This is a genomic window from Azospirillum sp. UENF 112521 (assembly GCF_058780665.1).
The window spans coordinates 426,942-451,150 of record NZ_JBSNCI010000002.1 but is presented as its reverse complement, the minus strand read 5'-3'; the positions used below and the strand labels follow the sequence as shown (position 1 = coordinate 451,150).

The 24,209-nt window shown below is 69.5% G+C and carries 20 protein-coding genes; 6 read left to right on the top strand and 14 right to left on the bottom strand.

All coding sequences use genetic code 11. The features are described 5' to 3' along the window. Window positions 1–123: 123 nt before the first annotated feature. Genes ACWPN8_RS04335 through ACWPN8_RS04325 form a run of 3 tightly spaced genes read right to left on the bottom strand, consistent with a single transcriptional unit; the run spans window position 124 to window position 3,851 of the window. Window positions 124–756, bottom strand: coding sequence for a hypothetical protein (locus tag ACWPN8_RS04335; protein WP_492240009.1), 633 nt, complete (start codon window positions 754–756; stop codon window positions 124–126). Between the two features lie 30 nt (window positions 757–786). Next, window positions 787–2,115 (bottom strand): DUF2336 domain-containing protein, encoded by a 1,329-nt coding sequence (locus tag ACWPN8_RS04330; RefSeq protein WP_109449965.1) that lies wholly within the window; start codon window positions 2,113–2,115, stop codon window positions 787–789. Next, window positions 2,112–3,851, bottom strand: coding sequence for a sensor domain-containing diguanylate cyclase (locus tag ACWPN8_RS04325; RefSeq protein ID WP_492240008.1), 1,740 nt, complete (start codon window positions 3,849–3,851; stop codon window positions 2,112–2,114). The genes ACWPN8_RS04330 and ACWPN8_RS04325 overlap by 4 nt, the downstream gene beginning before the upstream one ends. A gap of 235 nt (window positions 3,852–4,086) precedes the next feature. On the opposite strand from ACWPN8_RS04325, the gene ACWPN8_RS04320 reads away from it, so the two are divergent. From ACWPN8_RS04320 to ACWPN8_RS04305, 4 genes are all read left to right on the top strand, one after another. After that, a complete protein-coding gene (locus tag ACWPN8_RS04320; RefSeq protein WP_492240007.1) occupies window positions 4,087–4,854 on the top strand; it encodes a pyrimidine 5'-nucleotidase in 768 nt (255 codons plus the stop codon). Window positions 4,855–4,977: 123 nt separating this feature from the next. Then, complete coding sequence (gene dapD / locus ACWPN8_RS04315; RefSeq protein ID WP_109449959.1) at window positions 4,978–5,820, top strand: 2,3,4,5-tetrahydropyridine-2,6-dicarboxylate N-succinyltransferase; 843 nt, start codon at window positions 4,978–4,980, stop codon at window positions 5,818–5,820. A gap of 137 nt (window positions 5,821–5,957) precedes the next feature. After that, window positions 5,958–7,106 carry a succinyl-diaminopimelate desuccinylase gene (dapE, locus tag ACWPN8_RS04310; RefSeq protein WP_109449957.1) on the top strand — a complete coding sequence of 383 codons (1,149 nt, stop codon included), beginning with the start codon at window positions 5,958–5,960 and terminating at the stop codon, window positions 7,104–7,106. Between the two features lie 22 nt (window positions 7,107–7,128). Beyond that, entirely contained in the window at window positions 7,129–7,698 is a 570-nt protein-coding gene (locus tag ACWPN8_RS04305; RefSeq protein WP_109449955.1) for a hypothetical protein, read from the top strand. A 36-nt stretch (window positions 7,699–7,734) separates the two neighbouring features. Here the strand turns inward: ACWPN8_RS04305 and cobT are convergent, their stop codons facing one another. Together cobT and ACWPN8_RS04295 are read right to left on the bottom strand one after the other, a co-directional pair. Beyond that, window positions 7,735–8,760, bottom strand: coding sequence for a nicotinate-nucleotide--dimethylbenzimidazole phosphoribosyltransferase (cobT, locus tag ACWPN8_RS04300; protein WP_492240006.1), 1,026 nt, complete (start codon window positions 8,758–8,760; stop codon window positions 7,735–7,737). A gap of 112 nt (window positions 8,761–8,872) precedes the next feature. Continuing rightward, window positions 8,873–9,919 (bottom strand): transglycosylase SLT domain-containing protein, encoded by a 1,047-nt coding sequence (locus ACWPN8_RS04295; RefSeq protein ID WP_492240005.1) that lies wholly within the window; start codon window positions 9,917–9,919, stop codon window positions 8,873–8,875. 227 nt (window positions 9,920–10,146) lie between these two features. Here ACWPN8_RS04295 and ACWPN8_RS04290 point away from each other — a divergent pair, with 227 nt between their 5' ends. Both ACWPN8_RS04290 and ACWPN8_RS04285 read left to right on the top strand, forming a co-directional pair. Then, window positions 10,147–11,943, top strand: coding sequence for an acyl-CoA dehydrogenase (locus ACWPN8_RS04290; protein ID WP_492240004.1), 1,797 nt, complete (start codon window positions 10,147–10,149; stop codon window positions 11,941–11,943). Window positions 11,944–12,415: 472 nt separating this feature from the next. Next, a complete protein-coding gene (locus tag ACWPN8_RS04285; RefSeq protein ID WP_109449946.1) occupies window positions 12,416–12,862 on the top strand; it encodes a GFA family protein in 447 nt (148 codons plus the stop codon). Window positions 12,863–12,871: 9 nt separating this feature from the next. Here the strand turns inward: ACWPN8_RS04285 and ACWPN8_RS04280 are convergent, their stop codons facing one another. From ACWPN8_RS04280 to ACWPN8_RS04240, 9 genes are all read right to left on the bottom strand, one after another. Then, complete coding sequence (locus ACWPN8_RS04280) at window positions 12,872–14,188, bottom strand: hydroxyacid-oxoacid transhydrogenase (RefSeq protein ID WP_109449944.1); 1,317 nt, start codon at window positions 14,186–14,188, stop codon at window positions 12,872–12,874. An 83-nt stretch (window positions 14,189–14,271) separates the two neighbouring features. Beyond that, on the bottom strand, window positions 14,272–16,329 hold the full coding sequence (locus ACWPN8_RS04275; RefSeq protein WP_492240003.1) for a DUF2339 domain-containing protein: 2,058 nt from the start codon (window positions 16,327–16,329) through the stop codon (window positions 14,272–14,274). Continuing rightward, window positions 16,275–17,111, bottom strand: coding sequence for a DUF2339 domain-containing protein (locus tag ACWPN8_RS04270; protein WP_492240002.1), 837 nt, complete (start codon window positions 17,109–17,111; stop codon window positions 16,275–16,277). Before ACWPN8_RS04270 ends, ACWPN8_RS04275 begins: the two co-directional genes overlap by 55 nt. A 133-nt stretch (window positions 17,112–17,244) precedes the next feature. Then, window positions 17,245–17,994 (bottom strand): DUF72 domain-containing protein, encoded by a 750-nt coding sequence (locus tag ACWPN8_RS04265; protein ID WP_109449939.1) that lies wholly within the window; start codon window positions 17,992–17,994, stop codon window positions 17,245–17,247. After that, the gene (locus tag ACWPN8_RS04260; protein WP_109449937.1) at window positions 17,994–18,971 is read right to left on the bottom strand and encodes a cation diffusion facilitator family transporter; all 978 of its coding nucleotides are present in this window, start codon (window positions 18,969–18,971) and stop codon (window positions 17,994–17,996) included. The genes ACWPN8_RS04265 and ACWPN8_RS04260 overlap by 1 nt, the downstream gene beginning before the upstream one ends. Before the next feature lie 92 nt (window positions 18,972–19,063). Next, window positions 19,064–19,771, bottom strand: coding sequence for a phosphatidylcholine synthase (gene pcsA, locus ACWPN8_RS04255; protein WP_109449934.1), 708 nt, complete (start codon window positions 19,769–19,771; stop codon window positions 19,064–19,066). A gap of 189 nt (window positions 19,772–19,960) precedes the next feature. After that, window positions 19,961–21,286: a glycolate oxidase subunit GlcF gene (gene glcF / locus ACWPN8_RS04250; protein ID WP_492240001.1), complete on the bottom strand. Its 1,326-nt coding sequence runs from the start codon at window positions 21,284–21,286 to the stop codon at window positions 19,961–19,963. A 17-nt stretch (window positions 21,287–21,303) separates the two neighbouring features. Further along, window positions 21,304–22,491, bottom strand: coding sequence for a glycolate oxidase subunit GlcE (gene glcE / locus ACWPN8_RS04245; RefSeq protein WP_492240000.1), 1,188 nt, complete (start codon window positions 22,489–22,491; stop codon window positions 21,304–21,306). Window positions 22,492–22,507: 16 nt separating this feature from the next. Then, entirely contained in the window at window positions 22,508–23,995 is a 1,488-nt protein-coding gene (locus ACWPN8_RS04240; RefSeq protein ID WP_492239999.1) for an FAD-linked oxidase C-terminal domain-containing protein, read from the bottom strand. Window positions 23,996–24,209 lie beyond the last annotated feature (214 nt).

The following is a 24,209-nucleotide window of genomic DNA, read 5'->3' as shown; positions in this document are numbered from 1 at the left end:
AAGCGGGCGCGAGTCTACGCAATCGCCGGAGTCGCCGCAATCGCACCGATGGATGCGGGCGGAGGGATTAAAGAGGCTGGATAAAAGAGGGTGGATGAAGGGAATGGAAGAACCGCTTCCGGATCACTGCACCGTCATCGCTCCCGGCTTGGCCGGCAGCCGGTCGAGCAGTTCGCCGATGTAGGCGGTTTCATCCTTGCCGGCCATGGCGGCGAAGCCCTTCAGCATCTGGCCGCCGAAGGTGAAGACGCTGGCGAGGTCGATGCGCCATGCCCCGCCCTCGCGGACGAAATCGGCAGGAACCAGCGCCGGCCGGTTGTCGACCATCAGCAGGCCCGACGCCCGGTCGCCCTTCACCCGCACCGGCCCCAGCGCGCTGCGGGAGATGACGTTCGGCCCGAGCCAGCCGGCTTTCAGCGCATGGTTGGCGATGTCGCCGACCGACATGCGCCGCAGGTCCGCCGGGCCAAGATAGCGGCGCAGCCCCATGGCGGCGAAACGCTCCGCCGGCTCCAGCCGTTGCAGGGGCGCATCGCCGGGCTGGCGGGCGGCGTCGCGCACCGACTCCAGCGTCTTGACCGAATTGCGGGTGAGCAGCGGGATCACCGCCGACCCACGCTTCTCGGACAGCGCCGTGCGGGCGGCGTCGAAGGTGGCTGCGACCTCGCGCTCCTCCGGCGTTTCGCGCGGCGGGGCGGCGAAGCTGGTGGCGGCGGCGATCAGGACGAAGAAGAAGGCGAGAAAGGCGACACGCATACCGGAGACAACCCGAACAGGGGGAAAACGTCACGCCTTCTCCTCGACGCCGAAAAATTCGAGCTGCCAGCGCATCTCTTCATCGGTCATCGGATAGTGCGTGCCGTCCCGAGCATTAAGCGCTGTTTTTGGCGGAATCTGGGCGAGCCGCAACTGAACCTGCCGGGCGAAGCGCATGGTCAGCCCGGCGCGCCAGACCAGGGCGGTGACGGCGCGCGGCGCATGGGTGGCGACGATGCGGTCGACCACCGGCAGCGGAATCTGCGAAAGCTCCGCCAAGGCGGCCATGACGAAGCCGCGGTCGCCCTCCACCATCGAGCCCTCGATCAGTTTCTCGGTCAGCTTGCCTTCCTTGTTCAGGCGTGCCGCCTTGTCGCCGGGACGCTCGACCGGCTTCTCCGGCCCGGCGGCGGCACCGCCGACGGCCTCCTCGCCGAAATCGACCGGGCCGAGCGGCAGGCCGGGCGGTGCGCCGGCTGCCTGCCCCACCCGCTGGCGCACCGCCTCCACCAGCCCGCGCGTGGCGTCGGGGTCGAGGTCGTCGCGATCCTGCAGCACCTTCAGCAGCTTGTCGGCGACGAAGCTGGCCAACCGCGCCACCGCACGGGCCGGCAGCCGCGGTCGGCGGACCAGCGGCGAATGCCAGGGTTCGTGCTGCGGCGACTGATCGAGGATGCGGTCGAGCGTCTCTTCGCGGATCTGGGCCGACGGGTTGCCGAGCAGTGCCGTCACCGCCGCCTCGTCGTCCGAGCGCGCGATGGCGTCGGCGACGGAGGCTGTGACGTTGTGCCGGCTGGCGATGGCGGTCATCGCGCCCCGCACCGGCCCCTTCATGATGATGTCGGTCAGATCCTCTTCGGTGAGGATCGGCGAATGCTGCAACACGGGCGCGCAGACCGACAGCTCGACATCGCGGGCCAGCCGGTTGATCACGCCGTGCGGCGCGTTGGGCAGGTCCTTCAGCGCTTCGGCCAGGATGCCGCGCACCTCCGTCGCCTGATCGCGGGCCAGCGTCTCCAGGCATTCCACCGTCAACCGTTCGATCTGCATCGCCTGGTCGGCCGACAGCTCCGGCAGCAGGCGGGCGATCTTCCGCGCCACCGCCTGCCGCACCATGACCTCGCGGTCCTTGGCCAGCAGCAGGTCGGCCTGCCGCGGCGTGCCGGCATTGGTGGCGATGGCGCGCCGCACCTCGGCCGCGGCATCGGCGGCAAGGAAATACAGCAGCTCCGGCCGGGTCTTGGGATGCTCGGCAACCTTCCGGCGAACCGCCGGATCCTCGCTCTGCACCATCCGCTTGGCGGATTCATAGTCGGCGGGGTCGAGGGTTTCGGGACGCGGATTGGCGGGCGGGGTCACGGTATAGGCTCCGCGGCGGAAACATCGGAGGAGGATGCCTGAGCGGCCGCCCGATAGGCGGGGGCCAGGGCAAAATGGCCCTTGCCGCTCTTCTTGGCGTCGTACATGGCGGCATCGGACCGGTCGGTCAACTCCCGCACCGATTCGCCGCGACCGGGGGTGTGGACGGCGATGCCGATCGACAGGCCCAGCGGCTTCTCGGGACTGGCCGACAGGTGGGCCAGATCGCGCATGCCGTTCAGCAGCCGTTCGGCGACGATGCGGGCCTTCGCCTCGTCGGTGCGGCCCAGCCACAGCACGAACTCATCACCGCCGAGGCGACCCGGCAGGTCGCCCGGCCGCACCCCGGTGCTCAGCAGCGTGCCGATGGCCTTCAGCACCGCGTCGCCCTGCTGGTGGCCATGCAGGTCGTTGACTGCCTTGAAATTGTCGAGGTCGACATAGAGCAGGGCCGACGGCCCGCTGTCCGGCCGGCAGATCGACTCCTCCAGCCGTTCGAAGAAGGTTCGGCGGTTGAACAGTCCGGTCAGCCCGTCGCGCTCCGACAGCCGGCGCAGCCGCTCCTGGTAGGCGAGATGGGCATGCGCGATGCCGATATGGTCGGCCACGCCCGACATCAGATGGCGGTCGTCTTCGTCCCATGGCTCGGAATCGCCGGCGCGCCAGACCAGCAGCGCGCCGTTCGCCGCCTGCCGGTACTCCGTCCGCTCGCCGATCAGCTGCACGTCGCCCAGCCGGTCGGTCACCAGCCCTTCGCTGTTGGCGATGCGGTCGAGCAGGGCGGTGCCGACGCCCGGCAATTTGGCGCCGAACTCCGCCACCAGCGACAGCACGACACGGCTGCCCCCATTGCCGCCGGCCGCACCCTCCTCCGCCCGATAGATGCGGCAGCCGTCGGCGCTGAGCGCCCGCGCCGTTTCCGTCGCGGCCACGGCCAGCGCCTCCGCGGCGTCGAGCCTGTCGCGCAGGGTATGGACGATGTGGCCGAGCAGCCGTTCACGGTTCCGGATGCGCGCCAGCTCGTTGGAGCGCAGCACCTGTTCGGTCACGTCGCGGCAGACGCCGCGGGCGCCGATCCAGTCGCCCTGCACCCCGAACAGCGGCAGGGCGGAGGCGACGACACAGGCCGGCGTGCCGTCGGCGCTCTTCAGCCAAAGCTCCGTCTGGTCGATCGCCCGGCGGCAGTCGAACGGCATCGGCAGGTCTTCCGCCTCTTCCAGCGCCAAGCTGCGCGGGTCGCAGCCGATCAGCGCGTCGGCCGGATAACCCAAGGCACCCTTATGGCTGACGAAGACGAAGGTGCCGTCCGGCCCGGTCTCCCAGGCGAAGTCGGAAGAGACCTCCACCAGATCCTTGTAGCGCCGCCGCGATTCGGTCAGCGTGTGGCGCAGCTGGCGCTCCAGCGTGTCGTCGCGGCCCAGCAGCAGGAACCCGCCGTCGGGCAGCGGCACGCCGGCCCATTCGACGATCATGATCCCGCGCAGCGATTCCACCGGCACCGAGCGCAGCCCCGGCGCCACGCTGGAGGCCGACAGCCAGTTGCGCAACTCCGGCAGCCAGCGCGGATCGCTGTCCATCATGTCTTCCGCCTCGGCATTCGCTTCGGCGACGGCCAGCGCCGAATCCAGCCGCAGGGCCGGGCCGGGATACAGCGCGACCAATGGCACGGGGCCGGTCTGGCCGCCGGTGGCGGCGGAAGCGGTGGCAGAGGTACCGGTGGTCAGAAGAAGGTCCACGGCAATCCCAGAGGGCAATCCACGAGGCTTGCGGGCCACGAGGCAGGCGGAGCGGAAACCTTTGGCTGTAAACCATTACAAGGTCTGGTCCATGCTACCTCTTTAGGGGTTAATCTTCAATCAACCAACGACGCGGGAGACTCCCCATAGCGTCGGCTTGGCCAAAGGGCGGCTGCGCGCCTGCGACCATGTGAAGCGCCTTGCGGCCGGACGGCGGCGGCCCCATTCTTGTGGGATGACCGTCCCGACCTCCCCCCAGGACAGGGCCGCCGCTCCGGCGCCCAGCTCCACGACCGGTTTCACGACCGGCTCCACCTCCGGCTCCGCGCCCCATCCCCTCGCCGCCCTGCGCAACCGCGCCGTGTGGATCTTCGACCTCGACAACACGCTCTATCCGGCGTCCTGCAACCTGTTCGCCCAGGTCGACCTCCGGATCAACGAGTTCATCGCCACCCATTTCAACATCGGGATGGACGAGGCGCGGGTGCGGCAGAAGCACTTCTTCCGCGAATACGGCACCACGCTGCGCGGCCTGATGATGGAGCATGACGTCGATCCGGTCGCCTACATGGACTATGTCCACGACATCGACGTGACCGGGGTCCAGCCCTCCGCCCTGCTGGCCGACGCGCTGGCGCGGCTGCCCGGCCGCAAGATCATCTACACCAACGGCTCGGTCCGCCATGCCGAGAACGTCGCCGGCCGGCTCGGCATCCTCGACCGGTTCGACGCCGTGTTCGACATCGCCGCCGGCGGCTTCGTGCCGAAGCCCGATCCCCGCCCCTATGCCACGCTGGTGGAACGCCACGGCGTCGATCCGGCCGACGCCTGCATGGTGGAGGACATCGCCCGCAACCTCGCCCCCGCCCATGCGCTCGGCATGACCACCGTCTGGGTCCGCGGCGAGAAGGAGTACGAGAAGGCCGGCGTCGGCGCCGGGGTCCACATCGACCACACCGTCGACGACCTGCCCTCCTGGCTGGCGGCGGTGGCGGGGGTTTGAGGGGGGCAGTCCGGGGGCTTTGTCGCAAACCGGCCGATGCCGGCCGCGGGTATGGTTGACAGGGGCGGCGATGCGGCTCCATGGTGCCGTCCCTTGGACAATCGACAGCAGAACGACCGCGCCATGAGCCACGCCAGCCTGCAAGCCACCATCGACGCCGCCTGGGAAAACCGCGCCGATCTCACCACCGCCACCACCGGTTCGGTCCGCGACGCCGTGAATTCGGCGCTGGACGCGCTGGACGCCGGCGATCTGCGCGTCGCGGAAAAGACCGCGGACGGCTGGAAGGTCAACCAGTGGCTGAAGAAGGCGGTGCTGCTGTCCTTCCGCCTGAACGCCAACGAGATGATCCCCGGCGGTCCCGGCGGCTCCTCCTGGTACGACAAGGTGCCGCCGAAGTTCGAGGGCTGGAGCGAAGGCCAGTTCCAGAACGCCGGCTTCCGCGCCCTGCCCGGCGCCATCGCCCGCAAGTCGTCCTATGTCGCCCCCGGCGTCATCCTGATGCCGAGCTTCGTCAATGTCGGCGCCTATGTCGACAGCGGCACCATGGTCGACACCTGGGTCACCGTCGGCTCCTGCGCCCAGATCGGCAAGAACGTCCACCTGTCGGGCGGCGTCGGCATCGGCGGCGTGCTGGAGCCGCTGCAGGCCGATCCCGTCATCATCGAGGACAACTGCTTCATCGGCGCCCGCTCGGAGATCGTCGAGGGCGTGATCGTCGAGGAAGGCGCCGTCATCTCCATGGGCTGCTACATCGGCGCCTCGACCAAGATCATCGACCGCCACACCGGCGAGATCTTCATGGGCCGCGTCCCGGCCTATTCGGTCGTCGTCCCCGGCTCGCTGCCGGGCAAGCCGCTGCCCGACGGCACGCCGGGCCCGAGCCTGTACTGCTGCGTCATCATCAAGCGCGTCGACGAGAAGACCCGCTCCAAGACCGCGATCAACGACCTGCTGCGGGATTGATCCGCCAATAGACCAAGCGTCACCCCCGCGAAGGCGGGGGTCCAGGCGTCGCATACAGCATTCCGGCCCTGCACCTGGATCCCCGCCTTCGCGGGGATGACGACCGGCGGAGGCCGGGCCGGTTGGAAAAGAGCCGCATGACCATCGACCCCGTCGCCCTCGCCCAGGATCTGATCCGCTGCCCCAGCGTCACGCCGCGCGACGACGGTGCGCTCAGCGTGCTGGAGGCGGCGCTGGCGCCGATGGGCTTCACCTGCCACCGCCTGCGCTTCCAGCAGGAGGGGACCGAGCCGGTCGAGAACCTCTATGCCCGGCTCGGCACCGAGGGGCCGAACTTCTGCTTCGCCGGCCACACCGACGTGGTGCCGCCGGGCGACCGGGGCTGGACCGTCGATCCCTTCGCCGGCGAGGTGATGGGCGGGCGTCTGTTCGGCCGCGGCGCGGTGGACATGAAGGGCGCCATCGCCGCCTTCGTCGCCGCGGTGTCGCGCCGGCTGGAGGACGGGCCCCCCGCCGGCTCGATCAGCCTGCTGATCACCGGCGACGAGGAGGGGGTGGCGATCAACGGCACCCGCAAGGTGCTGGAGTGGATGGCCGAGCGCGGCGAGCGCATCGATGCCTGCGTGGTCGGCGAGCCGACCAACCCCAAGGCGCTGGGCGACATGATCAAGATCGGCCGGCGCGGCAGCCTGACCGGCTTCCTGACCGTGTTCGGCGCGCAGGGCCACGTCGCCTACCCGCATCTGGCCGACAACCCGCTGCCGCGGCTGGTCCGCATGCTGGCCGCCATCACCGAAGACCCGATGGACGAAGGCACGGCGCATTTCCAGCCCTCCACCCTGGCGCTGACCACCATCGACGTCGACAACACGGCGACCAACGTCATCCCGGCCCAGGGCAAGGCGACCTTCAACATCCGCTTCAACGACGCCCACACCCCGGCCGGCATCGAGGCGTGGCTGCGCCGGACCTTCGATGCCGTCGGCGGCGCCTATGAGCTGGAGGTCTACTGCTCCGGCGACAGCTTCGTCACCCCGCCGGGTCCGCTGACCGAACTGGTGGCCGAGGCGGTGGAGGGGGTGACCGGGCGCCGGCCGGAATACTCGACCACCGGCGGCACGTCGGACGCGCGCTTCATCAAGAATGTCTGCCCGGTGGTGGAATTCGGGCTGGTCGGACAGACCATGCACAAGGTGGATGAATATTGTTCGGTGGAGGATCTGCGCCAGCTGACCGCCATCTACGAGTCGATCCTGAAGGGCGTGTTCACGCGCCTTGCCGGGTGAGAGGTCTGACCGGGACACCACGATGCCGCTGACCACGCCCGCCATCCTGTCCGCACTGACCGGCGCCTGGCGGTTGGCCCGCTTCGACCGGACGGGGATGGAGTTCTTCGACCGCACGCCCGACGGCGCGCTGAACTCCTTCTACGCTGCCCTGGTGGTGCTGCCGGCCTATGCGCTGCTGCTGGCGATCCGCCTGTGGGACCAGTTGGACGGCACACCGGTCCTGCAGCTGGTGACGGTGGAGGGCATCGCCTATGTGGTCAGCTGGACCGCCTTCCCGCTCGCCCTGTTCCGCATCGCGTCTCTGCTGGGCAAGGAGCAGCTCTATCCCGGTGCGCTCGCCGCCTACAACTGGTCGGCGGTTGTGCAGATGGCGATCTATCTGCCGGCCATCCTGTTGTCCGCCGCCGGCCTGCTGCCGTCGGGCGTGTCCGAAGCGCTCGTCTTCGGCGTCATGATGGCGATGCTGACCTACCAGTGGTTCGTCCTGCGCACCGCCCTGTCGCTGTCGGGTCTTGCCGCCGCCGCGCTGGTGATGCTGGACCTGTTCCTGTCGGCCGCGATCAGCGATCTGGCGGACGGGATGCTGTGAGGGCCACGGAAGCCCTCACGACACCCGACTCCACAATCACCCCTGCGTGCTGACGCCTGCGTCGGCGAAGGTTGCCATCCCGGCGTGGCAGGCGACGGCCGACTTGACGATGTTGATCGCCAGCGCCGCACCGGATCCCTCGCCCAGCCGCATGCCGAGATCGAGCAGCGGCTCCTTGCCGATCAGCTGCATCAGGCGGCTGTGGCCCGGTTCGACCGAGCGGTGGGCGACCATGCAATGGTCGAGCGCGCGGCGGTCGGCCTTGTAGAGCACCGCGGCGGCGGCGGTGCAGGCGAAGCCGTCGAGCAGCACCGGAACGCGGGCGACGCGGGCGGCCAGGATGGCGCCGGCGATGGCGGCGAACTCGTAGCCGCCCAGGCAGCGCAGCGCCTCGAACGGGTCGTCCTTGACCTGCGGGTTGGCGGCGACGCCGGCCTCGACCGCGGCGATCTTGCGGGCGAGCCCGTCGTCGTCGATGCCGGTGCCGCGGCCGGTCCAATCGGCCGCCTCGCCGCCGAACAGCGCGAGGCAGAGCGCCGCCGCCGAGGTCGAGTTGGCGATGCCCATCTCGCCCAGCGACAGCAGCTGGACGCCCATCTCCACCGCCATCATGCCGTAGGCCATGGTGCGGCAGCACTCCTCCTCACCCATGGCCGGGCCCTGGGTGAAGTCGGCGGTCGGGTTCTCCAGGTCCAGCTCATAGACGCGCAGGTCGGCGTCGGCGACCTCGCAGAGCTGGTTGACCGCAGCCCCGCCGTTCTGGAAGTTGGCGACCATCTGCACCGTCACCTCGGCCGGATAGGCCGAGACGCCGCGGGCGGCCACGCCATGGTTGCCGGCGAAGACGGCGACGCGCGGGCGGCGCGCCTCGGCCGGGTGCTGGCCCTGCCAGGTCGCCATCCACTGCGCGATCTCCTCCAGCCGGCCGAGCGAGCCCGCCGGCTTGGTCAGCTGCCGTTCGCGCTGGAGAGCCGCGGTGCCGGCCTCCAGGTCGGGGCCGGGCAGGTTGCGCACGAGCGCGCGGATTTCCTCGAAGGTGACGGCGGGCTGCTGGTTGCTCATGATCGGTCCTGAGGGGTGAGCGCCAAAAACGGCGCGACCTTGCACCCATCCGGCGATCAAGTCAAAGCGCCAGCGTAGGGTATTTTGCCCCCTCCCCGCTCCGCTTCCAGCGTCACGCCGCCTTGGAGACCGCGTCGGTTCCGGCCGCGCCCGCGGTGGCGGACGCGACCGGCGTCGCCGATTCGGAGCCGACGATCCGGCCCAGACCGAGGCCGAAGCCCACGGCGACGCCGGTGCCCGACGACTGGTCGGTGCGCACCGGCTCGTCGCGCATGCGGCGATGCTCCTTGTCGCGCAGGCGGGCCGGGCGGCCGCTGACGCTGTCGACCTCGTCCGGCGTCTCCAGCGCGTTCAGCGCCAGCACCTGATAGATCGACAGCGGCGTGCCGTTCAGCGCCTTGGCCGGGGCCGTCGGCACCTGGGTGGTGAAGCCGTCCGGCATGTCCTGCTTGCGCACCGCGTCGTTCGCCACCTGGGCCGGGGCGAAATTCGCCATCGGGTTCTCCGAGAACTTGGAGGCGAAGCGGTCGTAAATCTCCTTCAACGACTTCGCCTTGCCGGTGGCCTTGTCGTAGAAGACGTTCTTGTTGGCGGCGGCGGCGTCGGGGAAGACGTCGCGGGCGGTGCGGCCGGGGTTCTCCTGCATCGCGTTCAGGAACTTCGAGGCACCGCCGGCCCCCAGGAAATGCGCCATGTACAGCTCGGTCGAGCCGATCTTGCCGTCCACCGTCTCTTCCAGATACTCCTTGTTGTCGCGGGTGTATTCCGCGGCCATCAGAGCCGACGCGGTCGGATCCTTGCGCAGCTCCAGGATTTCCTTCTTCATCTCCGGGTCGGAGACATAGGGCCGGCCGTCGCCGCGGGTCTGGATGGCGTTGGCGTATTTGCCATAGCCATGGTCGGCGCCATGCTCCTTCATCGTCTGCAGCCAGGTGCTGTCGATGAACTGGTAGAGCCCGGTCGCCGAGGAGGAGGAGGACTTTACGTCCGTGCGGTACCCGCTCTCCACGGCAGCTTTTTCCATGAGGTAGGAAAAATCGACCCCCGTCTTCGCGCTGGCATTGCGCACGGCAGCCTCCACAGTGGCCGGACCGCGCGAGGCGGCGGCGGCCTGGGTGGCGGCGTTGCTGGGATTGCCGAGGGCGGAAGCGTAGGTCATGGGTCGATCCCCGTGTGAAGGCCCCGGTGGGAGGCGTCCTTTCCTATGCAGACGCCGTGCCAGTCGGCTGGGGGGTTGATGCTGCCCCATGGCTGGCCTAGCCTTGATGAAGGGGATGGACGCGGCATCCCGCCCTCTCGCCAAGCGCCATCCGATGCTGTATGTTGACCTATAGGTAAACCAAGCAATTCGCCCCCATAAATACGTCCTGGGAGACTCGCCCCGCCATGACCTACACCGCTCCGGTCGACGATCTGCGCTTCGTCCTGAACGAGGTGGTCGGCCTCGACGCCATCGCCGCCCTGCCCCACTGCGACAGCGCCGCCCCCGATCTGGTCGACGCCATCCTGGAGGAGGCCGGCAAATTCGCCTCCGGCGTGCTCGCCCCGCTGAACAGGGTGGGCGACAAGGAAGGGGCCAAGCTGGAGAACGGCGTCGTCCGCACCGCCACCGGCTGGAAGGAGGCCTATGGCCAGTTCACCGAAGCCGGCTGGAACAGCCTGCCCTTCGAGCCGGAGTATGGCGGGCAGGGCCTGCCCTGGACGGTCGCCTTCGCGGTCAACGAGATGTGGCAGGCCGCCAACCTGTCCTTCGGCCTCTGCCCGCTGCTGACCCAGGGCGCGGTGGATCTGCTGACCGAGCATGCGAGCGACGAGCAGAAGGCGGTCTATCTGTCGAAGATGATCTCCGGCGAATGGACCGGGACGATGAACCTGACCGAGCCGCAGGCGGGCAGCGACCTCGCCGCGGTGCGGACCAGGGCGGTGCGGGCCGGCGACGGCAGTTACCGCATCAGCGGCCAGAAGATCTTCATCACCTATGGCGAGCATGACCTGACGGAGAACATCGTCCATCTGGTGCTGGCCCGCCTGCCCGACGCCCCGGCCGGCATCAAGGGCATCAGCCTGTTCATCGTGCCGAAATTCCTGCCCAACCCCGACGGCACGCCCGGCCAGCGCAACGACCTGCGCTGCGCCAGCCTGGAGCACAAGCTGGGCATCATGGCCAGCCCGACCGCGGTCATGGCCTACGGCGACGACGAGGGCGCCATCGGCTACCTCGTCGGCGAGGAGAACCGCGGCATCGAATATATGTTCACGATGATGAACAACGCCCGGCTCGGCGTCGGCATCCAGGGCGTGGCGATTGCCGAACGCGCCTACCAGCAGGCCCGCGACTATGCGAAGAGCCGCGTGCAGAGCAAGGATCTGGCCGATCCCAAGGGCTCCGGCGTCGCCATCATCAAGCATCCGGACGTGCGCCGCATGCTGCTGGACATGCGGGCCAAGACGGAAGCCGCCCGCGCCCTAGCGCTCTATGCCGGCACGCAGTTGGACATCTCCCGCCACCACGAGGATGCGGGCGTCCGCGCCGCGGCCACGGCGCGGGTCGATGTGCTGACCCCCATCGTCAAGGCGTGGTCGACCGACATCGGCTGCGAGGTGGCGTCCACCGGCGTGCAGATCCATGGCGGCATGGGCTTCATCGAGGAGACGGGGGCCGCCCAGCATTACCGCGACGCCCGCATCACCCCGATCTATGAGGGCACCAACGGCATCCACGGCAACGACCTGACCTTCCGCAAGACCGGCCGCGACAAGGGGGCCGCCGCCCGTGCTTTCGTCGCCGACATGCGGGCGACGGTGGAAGAACTGGGGGCCGCCCCCGGCGACGATCTGGCGGTGATCCGCACCGAGCTGTCGGCCGGTCTGGACGCGCTGGACCGCGCCATCGACTGGATGGTCGCGACCCAGGCGGAGGGCGACCTACAAGGCGCCGCCGCCGGTGCCGTGGCCTACCTGAAGCTGTGGGGCACGGTTGCCGGCGGCTGGATGCTCGCCCGCTCGGCGATGAAGGCGATGGAGGGTCTGCGCCAGCCCGGCGCCAACGCGGCCTTTCTGGAAACCAAGCTGATCGTCGCGCGCTTCTACGCCGAGCAGGTTCTGGCGACCGCCCCCGCCCTGCTGCCGACCATCGCCAGCGCCCGCAACACCGTGATGGCGCTGAGCGAAGACCAGTTCTGAGGTCTGCACCCCTGTTTTGCGGGGGTGGATGGAACGTTTGAAACGCCGTGAAACGGTTTTCCGGCCCCTGTTCAACTGTTCAACGCCGCCATCGCCATGGCGGCGCTGAGCGGTGAAGGGGGTGGGAAACCGGGCAACGGGGGACATAGGGGCTCCGCGAGAAAGCAGGACGCTAATCCTATATTCAGCAGATGCTTCAGACAACGTTCCGCCGAAAATCAGGCCAGACGGTATTCGCCCTCAAGATGGCATCCTGCCAAAGCCAGCGCGGCATTCCTTCTCCCAGTGGGAGAGGGGCTTTCCCTGCGTCGTCCACCCCAATCCTTCCGCCGGTTTCCGACTGCCCTGTTTTTTCGGGGAGCTTTGTTATCGCCTATCGAATGAGCATGGTCCTAATGGCCAACTGAACATCCTTGTTATCGGTGATAGCGTCATATTGTTCGCATCACCAACAAAGATGAAGTCGTAAGCCATGACAAGCACAGAGACTCAGACCGAGACTCATACGGGCAGCTGCTTCTGCGGTGCGGTGGAGGTGGAGGTCACCGGATCGCCGGAGGCCATGGGCTATTGCCATTGCCGGTCCTGCCGCTCCTGGTCCGGCGGCCCGGTCAACGCCTTCACCCTGTGGAAGCCCGACGCGGTGCGCGTGACCGCAGGTGCCGAACATCTCGCGACCTTCCAGAAGACGCCGGTCAGCCAACGCCAATATTGCGCGAAGTGCGGCGGGCATCTGATGACCAATCACCCGCCGCTCGGCCTCGTGGACGTTTTCTCCGCGACCCTGCCGACCCTGCCCTTCGCCCCCGCCGTCCACGTCAACTACGCCGAGACCGTGCTGCCGATGCGGGATGGCCTGCCGAAGCTGAAGGACTTCCCGGCCGAGTTCGGCGGTTCCGGCGAAACGATGGCAGAGTAGCGGCAACCTTCACCAGTAGCGCATCGCGTCCGCATACAGCCCGCGCAGGTCGTCCTCCGATACCGGGCGCGGGGCGATGGTCAGCAGGCGTTGCTGGGCGGCCGCTCCCCTGACCAGACCCGGAATGTCGGCCTCGCCATAGCCGAGCGCCGACAGCCCGTTCGGCAGGCCGGTCGCCCGCATCATGCCGATCAGCCGCGTCGCCAGCAGCTCGCCGCCATCCTCCGGCGCGGCGCCGCGCGTGTCCGCCCCCAGCGCCTCGGCGGCGCGCAGATGGGCCTCGGGAGCGGCCGGGCCGGTGAAGCGGAAGGCGGCGGGGGCGTTCAGCACCACCGAGATGCCGTGCGGCACCATCGGGTCCACCGTCTCGTAGCCGGTGGCGGTGAAGCTGTGGTTCATCCCCGCCACCGAATAGGACATGGCGTGCGGGATGTGGACGCCGGCATTGCCGAAGGCCAGACCGGCCAGCGTCGCCGCGAACATCAGGGCGTCGCGGGCTTCCGCACAGTCGGGGTCGTTGACCGCCCGTTCAAGCCATTGCCCGCCGAGCCGGATCGCCTGAAGGCTGCCGATGTCCGACCACGGGTTGGCGCCCTGGTAGGGCGGGCGGGCCGTCGGCGACTCCGGCTTTGGGCGGGAGCGGAAGGGGCGCGCGGTGTGGCTCTCGATGGCGTGGGTCAGCACGTCGAAGCCGGTGGCGGCGATGGCGCCGGGCGGCAGGCTGTCGATGGTGCGCGGATCGACGACGGCAAGGCTCGGCCGCAGGAAGCGCGACGAAATGCCGGTCTTCACCTGCTTTTCCACATGGTCGAAGATGGCGACGCCGGTGGTCTCGCTGCCGGTGCCGCAGGTGGTCGGGCAGGCGATGTGCGGCTTGACCGGGCCGGGCACCGGGATGCCCTCGCCCAGCGGCTTGTTGACGTAGGCGAGGAAGTCGGCCGGGTGGGTGGCGTAGAGGTTCGCCGCCTTGGCGGTGTCGATCACCGAGCCGCCGCCGATGGAGACATAGCCGTCGAAACCGCCGTCCCGCGCGAAGTCGGCGGCGTCGAGGAAGGAGGCGCTGGTCGGCTCCACCCGGCAGCGGTCGAACACCACCGGATCGACGCCGGCCCGCTTCAGCGACTCGAGCGCCATACCAAACGGAGCGGTTGCCGCCACCCGCGGGTCGGTGAACAGCGCCACCCGCGTCATGCCCAGCGACAGAGCGTCGCCGCCCAGCTCCGCCAGCATGCCGGGGCCGAACTTCATCCGCGCCGCCTCGACGGTGAAGCCCTCCTCGCCGTCGGGAAGGATGGGATAGGCGTTGCCGTGCGTCTCGCTGTGCATGAGCGCTGCTCCTCCGGTGGCGGGGGCCGGATTTCCGCTCCGGCCCATCCTTCACCGTATGGGAGCGTCCCCCGCCCGGCCTGTCAATGCGTCCGTTGGTCCAACAGACTGTCAGTCGGCAGATCGTCTGTCGGCGGCGGCCCCAATGGCGCTGACGGCTCCGGCGGCGTGCCGGCCGACGGCGGGCGCAGCAGCCGCTGGTAGAGCCAGCCGGTGCCGACCAGACTGAGGCCGAGGCCGAGGAAGGAAGCGACGCGGTACATGCCCTCCAGGTCCGACATGTCGCTGAGGAACACCTTGGCGACCACCGCCAGCACGAGGATGAGCCCGGCATGGCGCATCCAGCCCCAGCCGAAGCGGATGCCCACCACCAGCATCGCCACCGCGAACAGCAGGAATCCGGCCGAATAGCTGTACCATTCGGCGTCCGACATCTCGTAGCCGGACAGGACCGGCCCCTGGAAAGCGCGGCGGATCTCCAGCGCCAGATTGGTGGCGATCAGCAGCAGCGGCAGCACCGGGGCCGCACTGCGCAAGGGCGCCGACGGCGGCGGGTCGTACCACAGATAGACCAGCCCCAGCATGGCCGGCGCGCCATAGGCCAGCAGCAGCCGGTTGACCACCGGCCAGTTGCCCACCCACTCGTCGTTCCACAAGGGGTTCAGCGCCAGCAGATGCAGGAACAGGGCGGTCGCGGCGGCCAGCAGCACCAGCAGACGCCGGCCCCAAACCGCGACGGGCCGCGCGCTCCACCGCCGGTCGACCGCCAGCAGCAGGGCAAGGCCGAGCCAGGACAGGGTGTGCAGCGCCACCTCCGCCAGACTGGACGGCGCCGCCTCCAGGCTGCCGGCCATCCAGCGGTGAACGCCCAGCGACAGCATCAGGGTGGTGAAGATCAGGGCGCCGGCCTCCAGCACCATCACCACCAGATCGTCGCCTTTGCCATCAGGGGCCGACCGCATCAAGCTCGCCGCCACCAGGAAGCCCAGCGCCGGCAGGCCATAGCCGTAGGCGATCCAGCCATAGCCCTCATACTCCAGCACCGAGGGGTTGATCGCCAGCCGCACCAGCACGGCCGCCGCCACCAGCAGGGCGACGCCGCGCAGCTCGCGCAGGCTCAGCTGCCGCTCCAGCCAGGCCAGCACCGGCACCTGCATCGCCAGCGCCACCGTCAGCCACGCTTCCTGCAGGACCATGGTGGCGCCGAGCGCGATGGCGCCGGTGGCGCCGGCGGCGAAGGCGGCCAGCCCCAGCGAGGCGCCGGGCCGGTGGCGGTGACGCCCCAGCGGCGTGGTGGCGCCGACCAGAAGCGCCGCCAGACCCAGCGCCGCCGCCGGCCAGCCGATGGCGGTCTCCGGCGGCTCCACCAGGGCATAGGCCAGCGTCAGCAGGGCGAGCGGCACCAGCGCCGAGATCGAGGCCCACAGCGCCGCCCGCCGCGCGTCCCACAAGGCGATGAAACCGCCGATGCCGAACAGCGCGGCGAATCCGCCCGCCACCCACAGGAAATGCGCGACCGCCGCCGGATAGCCGGCCGGATCGGCGACGATCAGCGGCTGGCCGTCGGCATTCAGCGGCGGCGGGCTGGCCGGCACATAGGGCAGGCTCCAGGGGGCCAGCGACAGCAGGACGCCCAGCGCCGCGATCCAGGCGACGCCGGCGATCCGCTCGGTCCGCCGCCCGCCGACCATCGCCAGCAGGGCGAACAGGCCGAGGACGATCAGCGACACCGATCCATGGGAGTCGCGCCAAGTCATGGCGGCGATCAGGAACCCGAACACCACCGTCGCCGTCATCGCCAGCCGGTCGGCGGGGTGGCGCCGCTTGCGCCGGGCCCAGCCGGGCAAAGCCGTGCGCCAGCCGGTGGCGGGGGCCGGCTCCGGCAGCGTCTGGTCCAGCACGCCGCGCACCGCCGGCACCAGGAACAGCGCCGAGGTCAGCAGCAGATAGAGGCCGGTCGGCAGCTCGTCGCCGCTGCGCCAGGGATCGATCATCCACAACAGCGGCCACAGCGCGGCACCGGCCAGAGCGCCCCAGCCGAGCCAGCGCCAGCCGCGATACAGCACCACCCCCATCCCGGCGCCGTTCAGCGCCAGCAGATAGGCGAACAGGCTCCAGGCGTCCGGGTTGCCGGTGGACACCAGAAGGGGGAGACATAGCCGGCCAGCAGCCCCAGCGCGGCGATGAGCGGCCCTTGCAGCAGCGACAGGCCGATGGCGGCCAGCGACAGGCCGGCCAGCAGCGCGAAGGCGACCAGCGGGGTGAACAGGCCGAACAGGGCGAATCCGCCATAGACGCTGATGAAGGCGGTGAACAGGCCGGCGGCGGTCAGGGCCGGCGGCACGTAGTCCGGCTGCAAGGCGGCGACGGCGCGCTGCATCGGCCGGCGGCGCAGCCACTCGCCCCCCACCATCAGCCCAAGGCCGGAGAGCAGCCCCAGCGCGACACGGACCGACGGCCCGAGCCAGCCGTGATCGACCGACAGCTTGATGAAGAAGGCCGCCGCCAGCGCCATGGTGCCGCCGCCGAGCCAGATCAGCCAGCGCGAGGCGAGAGAGTCCTCCAGCTCGCGCCACCCCGTCCGATGCGGCGGGGCCGCGGGTTGCGGGGTGGGGCTTGGAGGCGGTGCCGGCTCTTCCGTTTCCGAAGCCGCTTGCGAGGCGAAGACCGGTTCGCCGATCTCCGCGGCTTCGGGAGGTGGCTCGATCTCCGGTTCCAGCGTTCCGGCGGAAGCCCCGACGGGCGCCCCGATGGGCGGTTCGGCAGCTCCGGCCGGCACGGCGGCGGCGGAAGGCAAGGTCCCGGTCAGTGCCTTGTCCAGCCTGCCGCGCAGAAGGGCGATCTCCGCCGCCTGCACCTTCAGCCTCCGGTCGAGCCGGTGGGTGATGAAGCCGAAAATCAGCAGTAGGACGAGGAACTCCATGACCGCACCGCCTGCACGCCGTTGCCCCATCTCCGGGGGCGTTTCGTGGCAGGATAGCTTTGCAACAATGAACTGTCTCGGTCGTGCTGGAGGCTCCCCCATTGGAGAATTCCACCTATGACCGACACCCGTTTCAGGACTGGAGCGCTCGCAGCCGCGCCATCGTCGCCAGCGCGTCGTCGACGGCATGGAAGTCGGCGGTGTTGTCGAAGACGCACCAGACCGGTCGCAGCGCCGCCTCCGCCGCCAGCCTCTCGGCCAGCGCGTCCAGCACCGCCGGTTCGTAGGCGGAGCGGTACATCACCGGCGATCCGTGCAGCCGCCAATAGCGCAAGCCATCCCAACCGCCCGGCTCGCCCGCTCCCGGCACCGGGGCGGGATCGGCAGCGACGCGGGCGACGCGGTGGGAGACCAGCAATGCCTCTGCCGCATCGGTGAACCAGCTGGCATGGCGCGGCTCGCACACGACGTCACCGTCGAACCGGGTGCGCAGCAGCGTGAAGAAACCCTCCACCACCGCGCGGTCGAAGCGCAGGCTGGGCGGCAGTTGGACCAGCAGCGGACCGAAACGGTCGCCCAGCATCCCCGCCTCGGCCAGGAAACGGTCGAGCGCCGCCTCCGCGCCCACCAGCCGGGCGTCGTGGCTGATCGCCTTGGGCAGCTTCACCGCGAAGCGGAAGCCCAGCGGGGTGGAGGCCGCCCAGCGCGCCCAGGTTTCCGGCTTGTGCGGACGGTAGAAGCTGCTGTTCACCTCGGTCATCGGCATGACGCGGGCGGTGCGCTCCAGATGGGTGCCGTCCACGGGAAAGGCGGCGGCCGAGAGCTTCGGGATGCTCCAGCCCGCCGTGCCGATCCGGATCGGGTGCCCGGCCGGTTGCGCCATCACTCGGCCGGCATTCCATGGGGCGGAAGCCCCTGAACCGGGGCGGTTCCGTCAGCGTCGCGGCCGCGGCGGGCGCGCAGCGACTCGGCCTCGACGAAGATGCGGCGGATGATCGGATATTGGCTGCGGATGCGGCTTTCCAGCGAGCAGACGGCATCCTCCACCTCGCGGGCGTTCAGGCTGTCCTGGAACTCCACCGACAGGTTCAGCAGCACGTCGTCGGGGCCCATATGCATGGTCAGCACGTCGAGCGGGCGTTTCACCCGCGCCTCCTCGCCGACGATGCGGCGGATACCCTCGACGACGCGGCGGTCGGCCGACTCGCCGATCAGCAGCCCCTTCGACTCGTAGGCCAGCAGCGCCGCGACGACCGCCAGCACCACGCCGATGGCGATGGAGGCGTAGGCGTCGAAGATCGGGTTGCCGGTCACCTCGCCCAGCGTCAGGCCGATGCCGGCCAGCAGCAGGCCGATCAGCGCCGCGGTGTCCTCCAGCAGCACGACGAAGACCGACGGGTTCTTCGAGCGGTGGACGGCGGACAGGATGCCGACGCCGCTCTGGCCGCGGCGGAACTCGCGCAGCGCGACGATCCAGGAAAAACCCTCGAACAGCACGGCGAAGCCCAGAACGGCGAAATTCACCCAGGGGCTTTGCACCGGCTCCGGATGGGACAGCGCGTGCCAGCCGTCATAGATGGACAGGCCGGCACCGATGCCGAACAGCAGGACCGCGACGACGAAGGACCAGAAATACACCTCGCGCCCATGGCCGAAGGGATGCTGGGGCGTCGGCGGACGGCGGGCGCGGCGGATGCCGTAGAGCAGCAGAAGCTGGTTGCCGCTGTCGACGACGGAATGGATCGCCTCGCTGAACATGGCGGCGCTGCCGGTCATCGCGGCGGCGACGAACTTGGTCAGCGCGATCATCAGGTTGCCGCCGAGCGCTGCGAGCACGACCTTGGTGGAGCCTTCGGCCAAAACGGGACCCCTTCGCTGAAGCGGACGGATTTGCGCATGAGCAACGTCCATCCGCCGCGGCGGTTCCCCCCAGGGCTCCCTTTAGCGCGCCATCAAGGACCGCGCAGCGTCCGCCAGGCGCAGACCGCGGCGTAATAGACCGAGGTCGCCAGCCACAGGCCGAACAGCCAGCCCGGCCGCGCCGGCTCCACCACCACCAGCGCGATGCAGCAGAGCAGCCAGACGGTGGTCACCGCGATGTTCAGCGCCATCAGCGCCTTGACGCGGAAGGGATGCAGGAACTTGACCGTGGTGAAGGTCAGCAGCCCCAGCGCCACCACGACGGCCGCGTTGAACCAGGGATTGAGGTCGAGCAGCCAGAGATAGAGGGCCACGACGTTCCAGATCGCCGGAAAGCCGACGAAATAATTGTCGCCGCTCTTCATCCCGACATTGGCGAAGCAGTAGAGCGCCGTCAGCAGCACCCAGGCGGCAAGCGCGATGCTGACCAGCCCCTCCGGCAGCAGGCCGAAGCGGTGCATGAACACCGCCGGCACCACGACATAGGTCAGGTAATCGATCACCAGATCCAGCGCCGAGCCGTCGATGCCCGGCAGCACCTGCTTGACCGAGACGCGCCGGGCCAGCGTGCCGTCGACGCCGTCGACGACCAGGGCGATGCCCAGCCACATCAGGCACAGCTTCGCATCGCCCGCCGCCGCCGCGAGAAGGCCGAGCAGCCCCAGCACGGCGCCGCTGGCCGTGAAGATGTGAACGCCCCAGGCCGACAGGCGATGGGTGATTCCGTAGGCGGCGCTCATGCCGATGTTTTCCGTGGGTGGCGAGGACAAGGCGATGACCTGAACGGGGCGGGGGCTGGAACGATAGGCGGTGAGGCGGGCGGATTTTCTGACACAGTTGGACGCAGATAAACACAGAATTGTGGGGGTACGAAACCCCCCGGTTCCGCCCACGCTGTCGTGCACGCCCTCTTCTCCCCGCCCCGATGGTCAGGCCGCCCGCACCCCACCCTGCCGGAAGGCCGGGCGTCCGGCCAGCGCATCCGGCATCGGGCCGCCGGTCGCCCAGTCCAGCAGTTCCACCGTATGGACCACCGGCAGTCCCGTCCCGCCGGCAATCTGGGCGATGCAGCCGAGATTCCCGGCCGCCACCGCCTGGGGCTGGGTGCTCTCGATGGCCGCGACCTTGCGGGTGCGCAGCTCTCCCGCCAGTTCCGGCTGCAGCATGTTGTAGGTGCCGGCCGATCCGCAGCAGAGATGCGCGTCGGGGATCTCCTTCACCAGGAATCCGGCGGCGCGCAGCAGGGCGCGCGGCGGCTCCTTGATGCGCTGGCCGTGCTGCATGGAGCAGGCGGAGTGGTAGGCGATGACCTGCCCGGTCTCCACCACCGGCCGGGCCAGCCCGATCTCGTCCATCAGCTCGGTGACATCCTTGGCGAGACCGGCCACCCGTGCCGCCTTGGCGGCATAGGCCGCATCCTCGCGGAACATGTGGCCGTAATCCTTCACGCTGGTGCCGCAGCCCGATGCATTGATGACGATGGCGTCGAGTTCCCCGCTCTCGATCTCTTTCGTCCAGGCGTCGATGGTCTTCTTCGCGGCGGCGTGGGCGAGATCCTCCTTGCCCATATGGTGCGTCAAGGCGCCGCAGCAGTCGGCACCCTTCGACACCACCACCTCGACCCCGTGGCGGGTCAGCAGACGGATGGTCGCCTCGTTGATCTGTGGGGCAAGCACCTGCTGGGCACAGCCGATCAGCAGGGCGACACGCTTCTTCCGCGGTCCTTCCGCCGGATGGACGCCGGGCCGGTCGCTGTAGCTCGGCACCGGGACGCTGGACGGGGTAAGCGCCAGCATAGCGGACAGCCGCTTGGGCAGCATCGCGCGGAAGGGCCTGCCCAAGGAGGCGCCGAGCAGCGCCATGCGGAACAGCCGCGGGTTGGGCAGAACCCGCGCGATCAGGTCGCGCACCGCCCGGTCGGCCGGCGGGCGGCTGTGGGTGGCCTCGATATGGGCGCGGGCGTGATCGACCAGATGCATGTAATGGACGCCCGACGGGCAGGTCGTCATGCAGGACAGGCAGGACAGGCAGCGGTCGATGTGCTTGACCGTGGTTTCGGGCGGCGGGCCGCCCTTCTCCAGCATGTCCTTGATCTGGTAGATGCGGCCGCGCGGGCTGTCCAGCTCGTCCCCCAGGATGGTGTAGGTCGGGCAGGTCGCGGTGCAGAAGCCGCAATGCACGCATTTGCGCAGGATCTGCTCCGAGTCGCGGATCGCGGCGTCGGCCAGCTGGGCCAGCGAGAAGTTGGTTTGCATCGAGATCGGTCTTCCCGTTACAGACCCGCATACATGCGGCCGGGGTTGAGGATGCCCTTGGGGTCGAAGCTCTCCTTGACCCGGCGGCTGAGCGCCATCAGCGGCTCGGGCAAGGGCTGGAACACGTCCGTCGCCGCGCGCACCGACTCGGGCGCCCGCACCAGCGTGGCATGGCCGCCGGCGGAGAGCGCACCACGGATCGCGGCACCTGAGTCGGGCGGTGCCGCCAGCCAGACCAGCCCGCCGCCCCAGTCGTAGAAGACCTCGACGTCGCGCGTCCGGCGGATGGCTTCGACTGTGGCGGGGCCGGCCGACGGGGGAACCGAGAATTTCCAGAGATGGGCGTCGCCACCCTCCCCCAAGCAGGCTTCCAGCCCCGCCCCGTCCCGCACCTCGCGCCAGACCGCCAGCGACTCGTCGCGACCCAGCACGGCATCGGCCCGCAGTTCCTCGCGCAGCATGGCGACGCGCGCGGCGACCGACGGGCCGAACCCCTCCAACCGCACCAGCGTCACCGCCCCGCCCGCCCCCGACACCGCGGCCACGCCCGACCGCGCGGCGATCCCCGCCGGCAGATGGGCGGCGCCCGACACCTCGTAGGGGCTGCGCAGCGCGCGGTCGAGCATCGCCACCGCCGCCGCATCGTCCAGCCCGGACAGCAGCAGCGTCGCGCTGTCCTCGGGCGCCGGCAGCACCTTCACCGTGATCTCGGTCAGCGCGGTCAGGGTGCCGAACGACCCCGCCATCAGCTTGGGCACGTCATAGCCGGTGACGTTCTTCACCACCTTGCCGCCGCCCTTGTAGGCCTCGGCCCGGCCGCTGACACCGGCAATGCCCAGCGTGTGGTCGCGGGCGGATCCCGCCGATATGCGGCGCGGCCCGGCCAGCCCGCTGGCGACCAGCCCGCCGAGCGTCCCTCCTTCGGGGGGCTCGAAGGCCAGATGCTGGCCGCGGTCCGCCAACATGGAGCGGATCAGGTCCATCGGCGTGCCGGCAAGCGCGGTCAGCACCAGTTCCTCCGGCTCGTAGGCGATGACGCCGGACAGGCCCGACAGGTCGAGCGCGTGGCCGGCCTGCACCGGGCGCCCCAGCCCGCGACGGCTGCCGCTGCCGAGAATCTCCAGCGGCTCATTGGCCGACAGCGCCCAGCGCACCGCGTCGGTCACCTGTGCTGTGGTTTCCGGCTTCAAGGTGGTGATGGTCATGGCTGACAGCGGCCCCTCAGAAGCGCGGGATGTCGGGGAAGCGCAGCTCCCCCTGGTGGACATGCAGCCGGCCAAGCTCGGCGCAGCGGTGCAGCGTGGGGAAGACCTTGCCGGGGTTCAGCAGCCCGTCGGGGTCGAAGGCGCATTTCAGCCGCTGCTGCTGCTGGAGGTCGGCCTCGTCGAACTGGTCGGTCATCAGGTCGCGCTTCTCGACGCCGACGCCATGCTCGCCGGTCAGCACGCCGCCGACCTCGACGCACAGGCGCAGGATGCTGTTGCCGAACTCCTCCGCCGCCTCCAGCTCGCCCGGCTTGTTGGCATCGTAGAGGATCAGCGGATGCAAGTTGCCGTCGCCGGCATGGAAGACGTTGGCGACGCGCAGGCCGCAGCGGTCCGACATCTCCTGCATCCGTTGCAGCACCAGCGGCAGCGCCTTGCGCGGGATGGTGCCGTCCATGCAGTAGTAATCGGGGCTGATGCGCCCCACCGCCGGGAAGGCGGCCTTGCGCCCGGCCCAGAAGGCCAGCCGCTCCTCCTCGCTCTTCGACACGCGGGCGTAGCAGGCGCCCTTGTCCCGCGCGATCGCCTCGACCCGGTCGATCAGATGGTCGACTTCCGCCGCCGGGCCGTCCAGTTCGACGATCAGCAGCGCCTCGACGTCCAGCGGATAGCCGGCATGGACGAAGGCCTCCGCCGCATGGATGGCCGGGCGGTCCATCATCTCCATGCCGCCGGGGATGATGCCGGCGGCGATGATCGCCGCCACGCAGTCGCCGCCCTGCTCGCTGCTGGGAAAGCCGAGCAGCACCGCGCGAGCGGTCGCCGGCTTCTTCAATATGCGCACCGTGACCTCGGTCACCACGCCGAGCAGCCCCTCCGACCCGGTGACGATGCCCATCAGGTCGTAGCCGCCGGCGTCCAGATGCTTGCCGCCCAGCCGCAGGATGGTGCCGTCCATCAGCACCATCTCCAGCCCCAGCACATTGTTGGTGGTCAGCCCGTATTTCAGGCAGTGCACGCCGCCGGAATTCTCGGCGATGTTGCCGCCGATGGTGCAGGCGATCTGGCTGGACGGGTCGGGGGCGTAATAGAAGCCCTCATGCGCGACGGCGTTGGAGATGCCGAGGTTGGTCACCCCCGGCTGCACGGTGGCACACCGATTCGCATAGTCGATGTCGAGGATGCGCTTGAACTTGCCCATGCCGAGCAGCACGCCGTCGGCCAGCGGCAGGGCGCCGCCCGACAGCGAGGTGCCGGCGCCGCGCGGCACCACCTTCACCCCCATCGCCTTGCAGGCTTTGAGGACCTGCGAAACCTGCTCCACCGTGCTGGGCAGCACGGCGACCATCGGCAGCTGGCGGTAGGCGGTCAGACCGTCGCACTCGTAGGCGCGCAGCTCGTTCTCGTCGACGATCACGCCTTCGCCGGGAACGATGGCGCGCAACGCCTCCACGATCTCCCGGCGGCGGGCGATCACCCCGCTGTCCGGCACCGGCATCTTCATGGCGGGCGGTCCTTATCCCGTTGCGGCGAACTCGTCCGCCACACGTACCATCCGCCGCAACCGTAAGACAAGACGATGCCGCTCCCGCCCCATCCGGCCGGAAGCATCCTGCGGAAAGCGCAGGCCACAAAACGCAAGAGCCGCACCCGAAGGCGCGGCTCTTGCGTAAACACCCGATGACGGGAAGCTGGGCGCGATGCCCGGCCTCGCAGTC

What these genes read in the sequence shown, in the direction of transcription:
- ACWPN8_RS04280 (WP_109449944.1), bottom strand. Translation starts at nt 14,188, where the DNA reads ATGCACAGCGAGACGCACGGCAACGCCTATCCCATCCTTCCCGACGGC.
- glcE (WP_492240000.1), bottom strand. Translation starts at nt 22,491, where the DNA reads ATGACCATCACCACCTTGAAGCCGGAAACCACAGCACAGGTGACCGAC.
- ACWPN8_RS04270 (WP_492240002.1), bottom strand. Translation starts at nt 17,111, where the DNA reads ATGGAGTTCCTCGTCCTACTGCTGATTTTCGGCTTCATCACCCACCGG.
- dapD (WP_109449959.1), top strand. Translation starts at nt 4,978, where the DNA reads ATGAGCCACGCCAGCCTGCAAGCCACCATCGACGCCGCCTGGGAAAAC.
- ACWPN8_RS04335 (WP_492240009.1), bottom strand. Translation starts at nt 756, where the DNA reads ATGCGTGTCGCCTTTCTCGCCTTCTTCTTCGTCCTGATCGCCGCCGCC.
- ACWPN8_RS04295 (WP_492240005.1), bottom strand. Translation starts at nt 9,919, where the DNA reads ATGACCTACGCTTCCGCCCTCGGCAATCCCAGCAACGCCGCCACCCAG.
- dapE (WP_109449957.1), top strand. Translation starts at nt 5,958, where the DNA reads ATGACCATCGACCCCGTCGCCCTCGCCCAGGATCTGATCCGCTGCCCC.
- ACWPN8_RS04265 (WP_109449939.1), bottom strand. Translation starts at nt 17,994, where the DNA reads ATGGCGCAACCGGCCGGGCACCCGATCCGGATCGGCACGGCGGGCTGG.
- ACWPN8_RS04240 (WP_492239999.1), bottom strand. Translation starts at nt 23,995, where the DNA reads ATGAAGATGCCGGTGCCGGACAGCGGGGTGATCGCCCGCCGCCGGGAG.
- ACWPN8_RS04320 (WP_492240007.1), top strand. Translation starts at nt 4,087, where the DNA reads ATGACCGTCCCGACCTCCCCCCAGGACAGGGCCGCCGCTCCGGCGCCC.
- glcF (WP_492240001.1), bottom strand. Translation starts at nt 21,286, where the DNA reads ATGCAAACCAACTTCTCGCTGGCCCAGCTGGCCGACGCCGCGATCCGC.
- pcsA (WP_109449934.1), bottom strand. Translation starts at nt 19,771, where the DNA reads ATGAGCGCCGCCTACGGAATCACCCATCGCCTGTCGGCCTGGGGCGTT.
- ACWPN8_RS04285 (WP_109449946.1), top strand. Translation starts at nt 12,416, where the DNA reads ATGACAAGCACAGAGACTCAGACCGAGACTCATACGGGCAGCTGCTTC.
- cobT (WP_492240006.1), bottom strand. Translation starts at nt 8,760, where the DNA reads ATGAGCAACCAGCAGCCCGCCGTCACCTTCGAGGAAATCCGCGCGCTC.
- ACWPN8_RS04290 (WP_492240004.1), top strand. Translation starts at nt 10,147, where the DNA reads ATGACCTACACCGCTCCGGTCGACGATCTGCGCTTCGTCCTGAACGAG.
- ACWPN8_RS04305 (WP_109449955.1), top strand. Translation starts at nt 7,129, where the DNA reads ATGCCGCTGACCACGCCCGCCATCCTGTCCGCACTGACCGGCGCCTGG.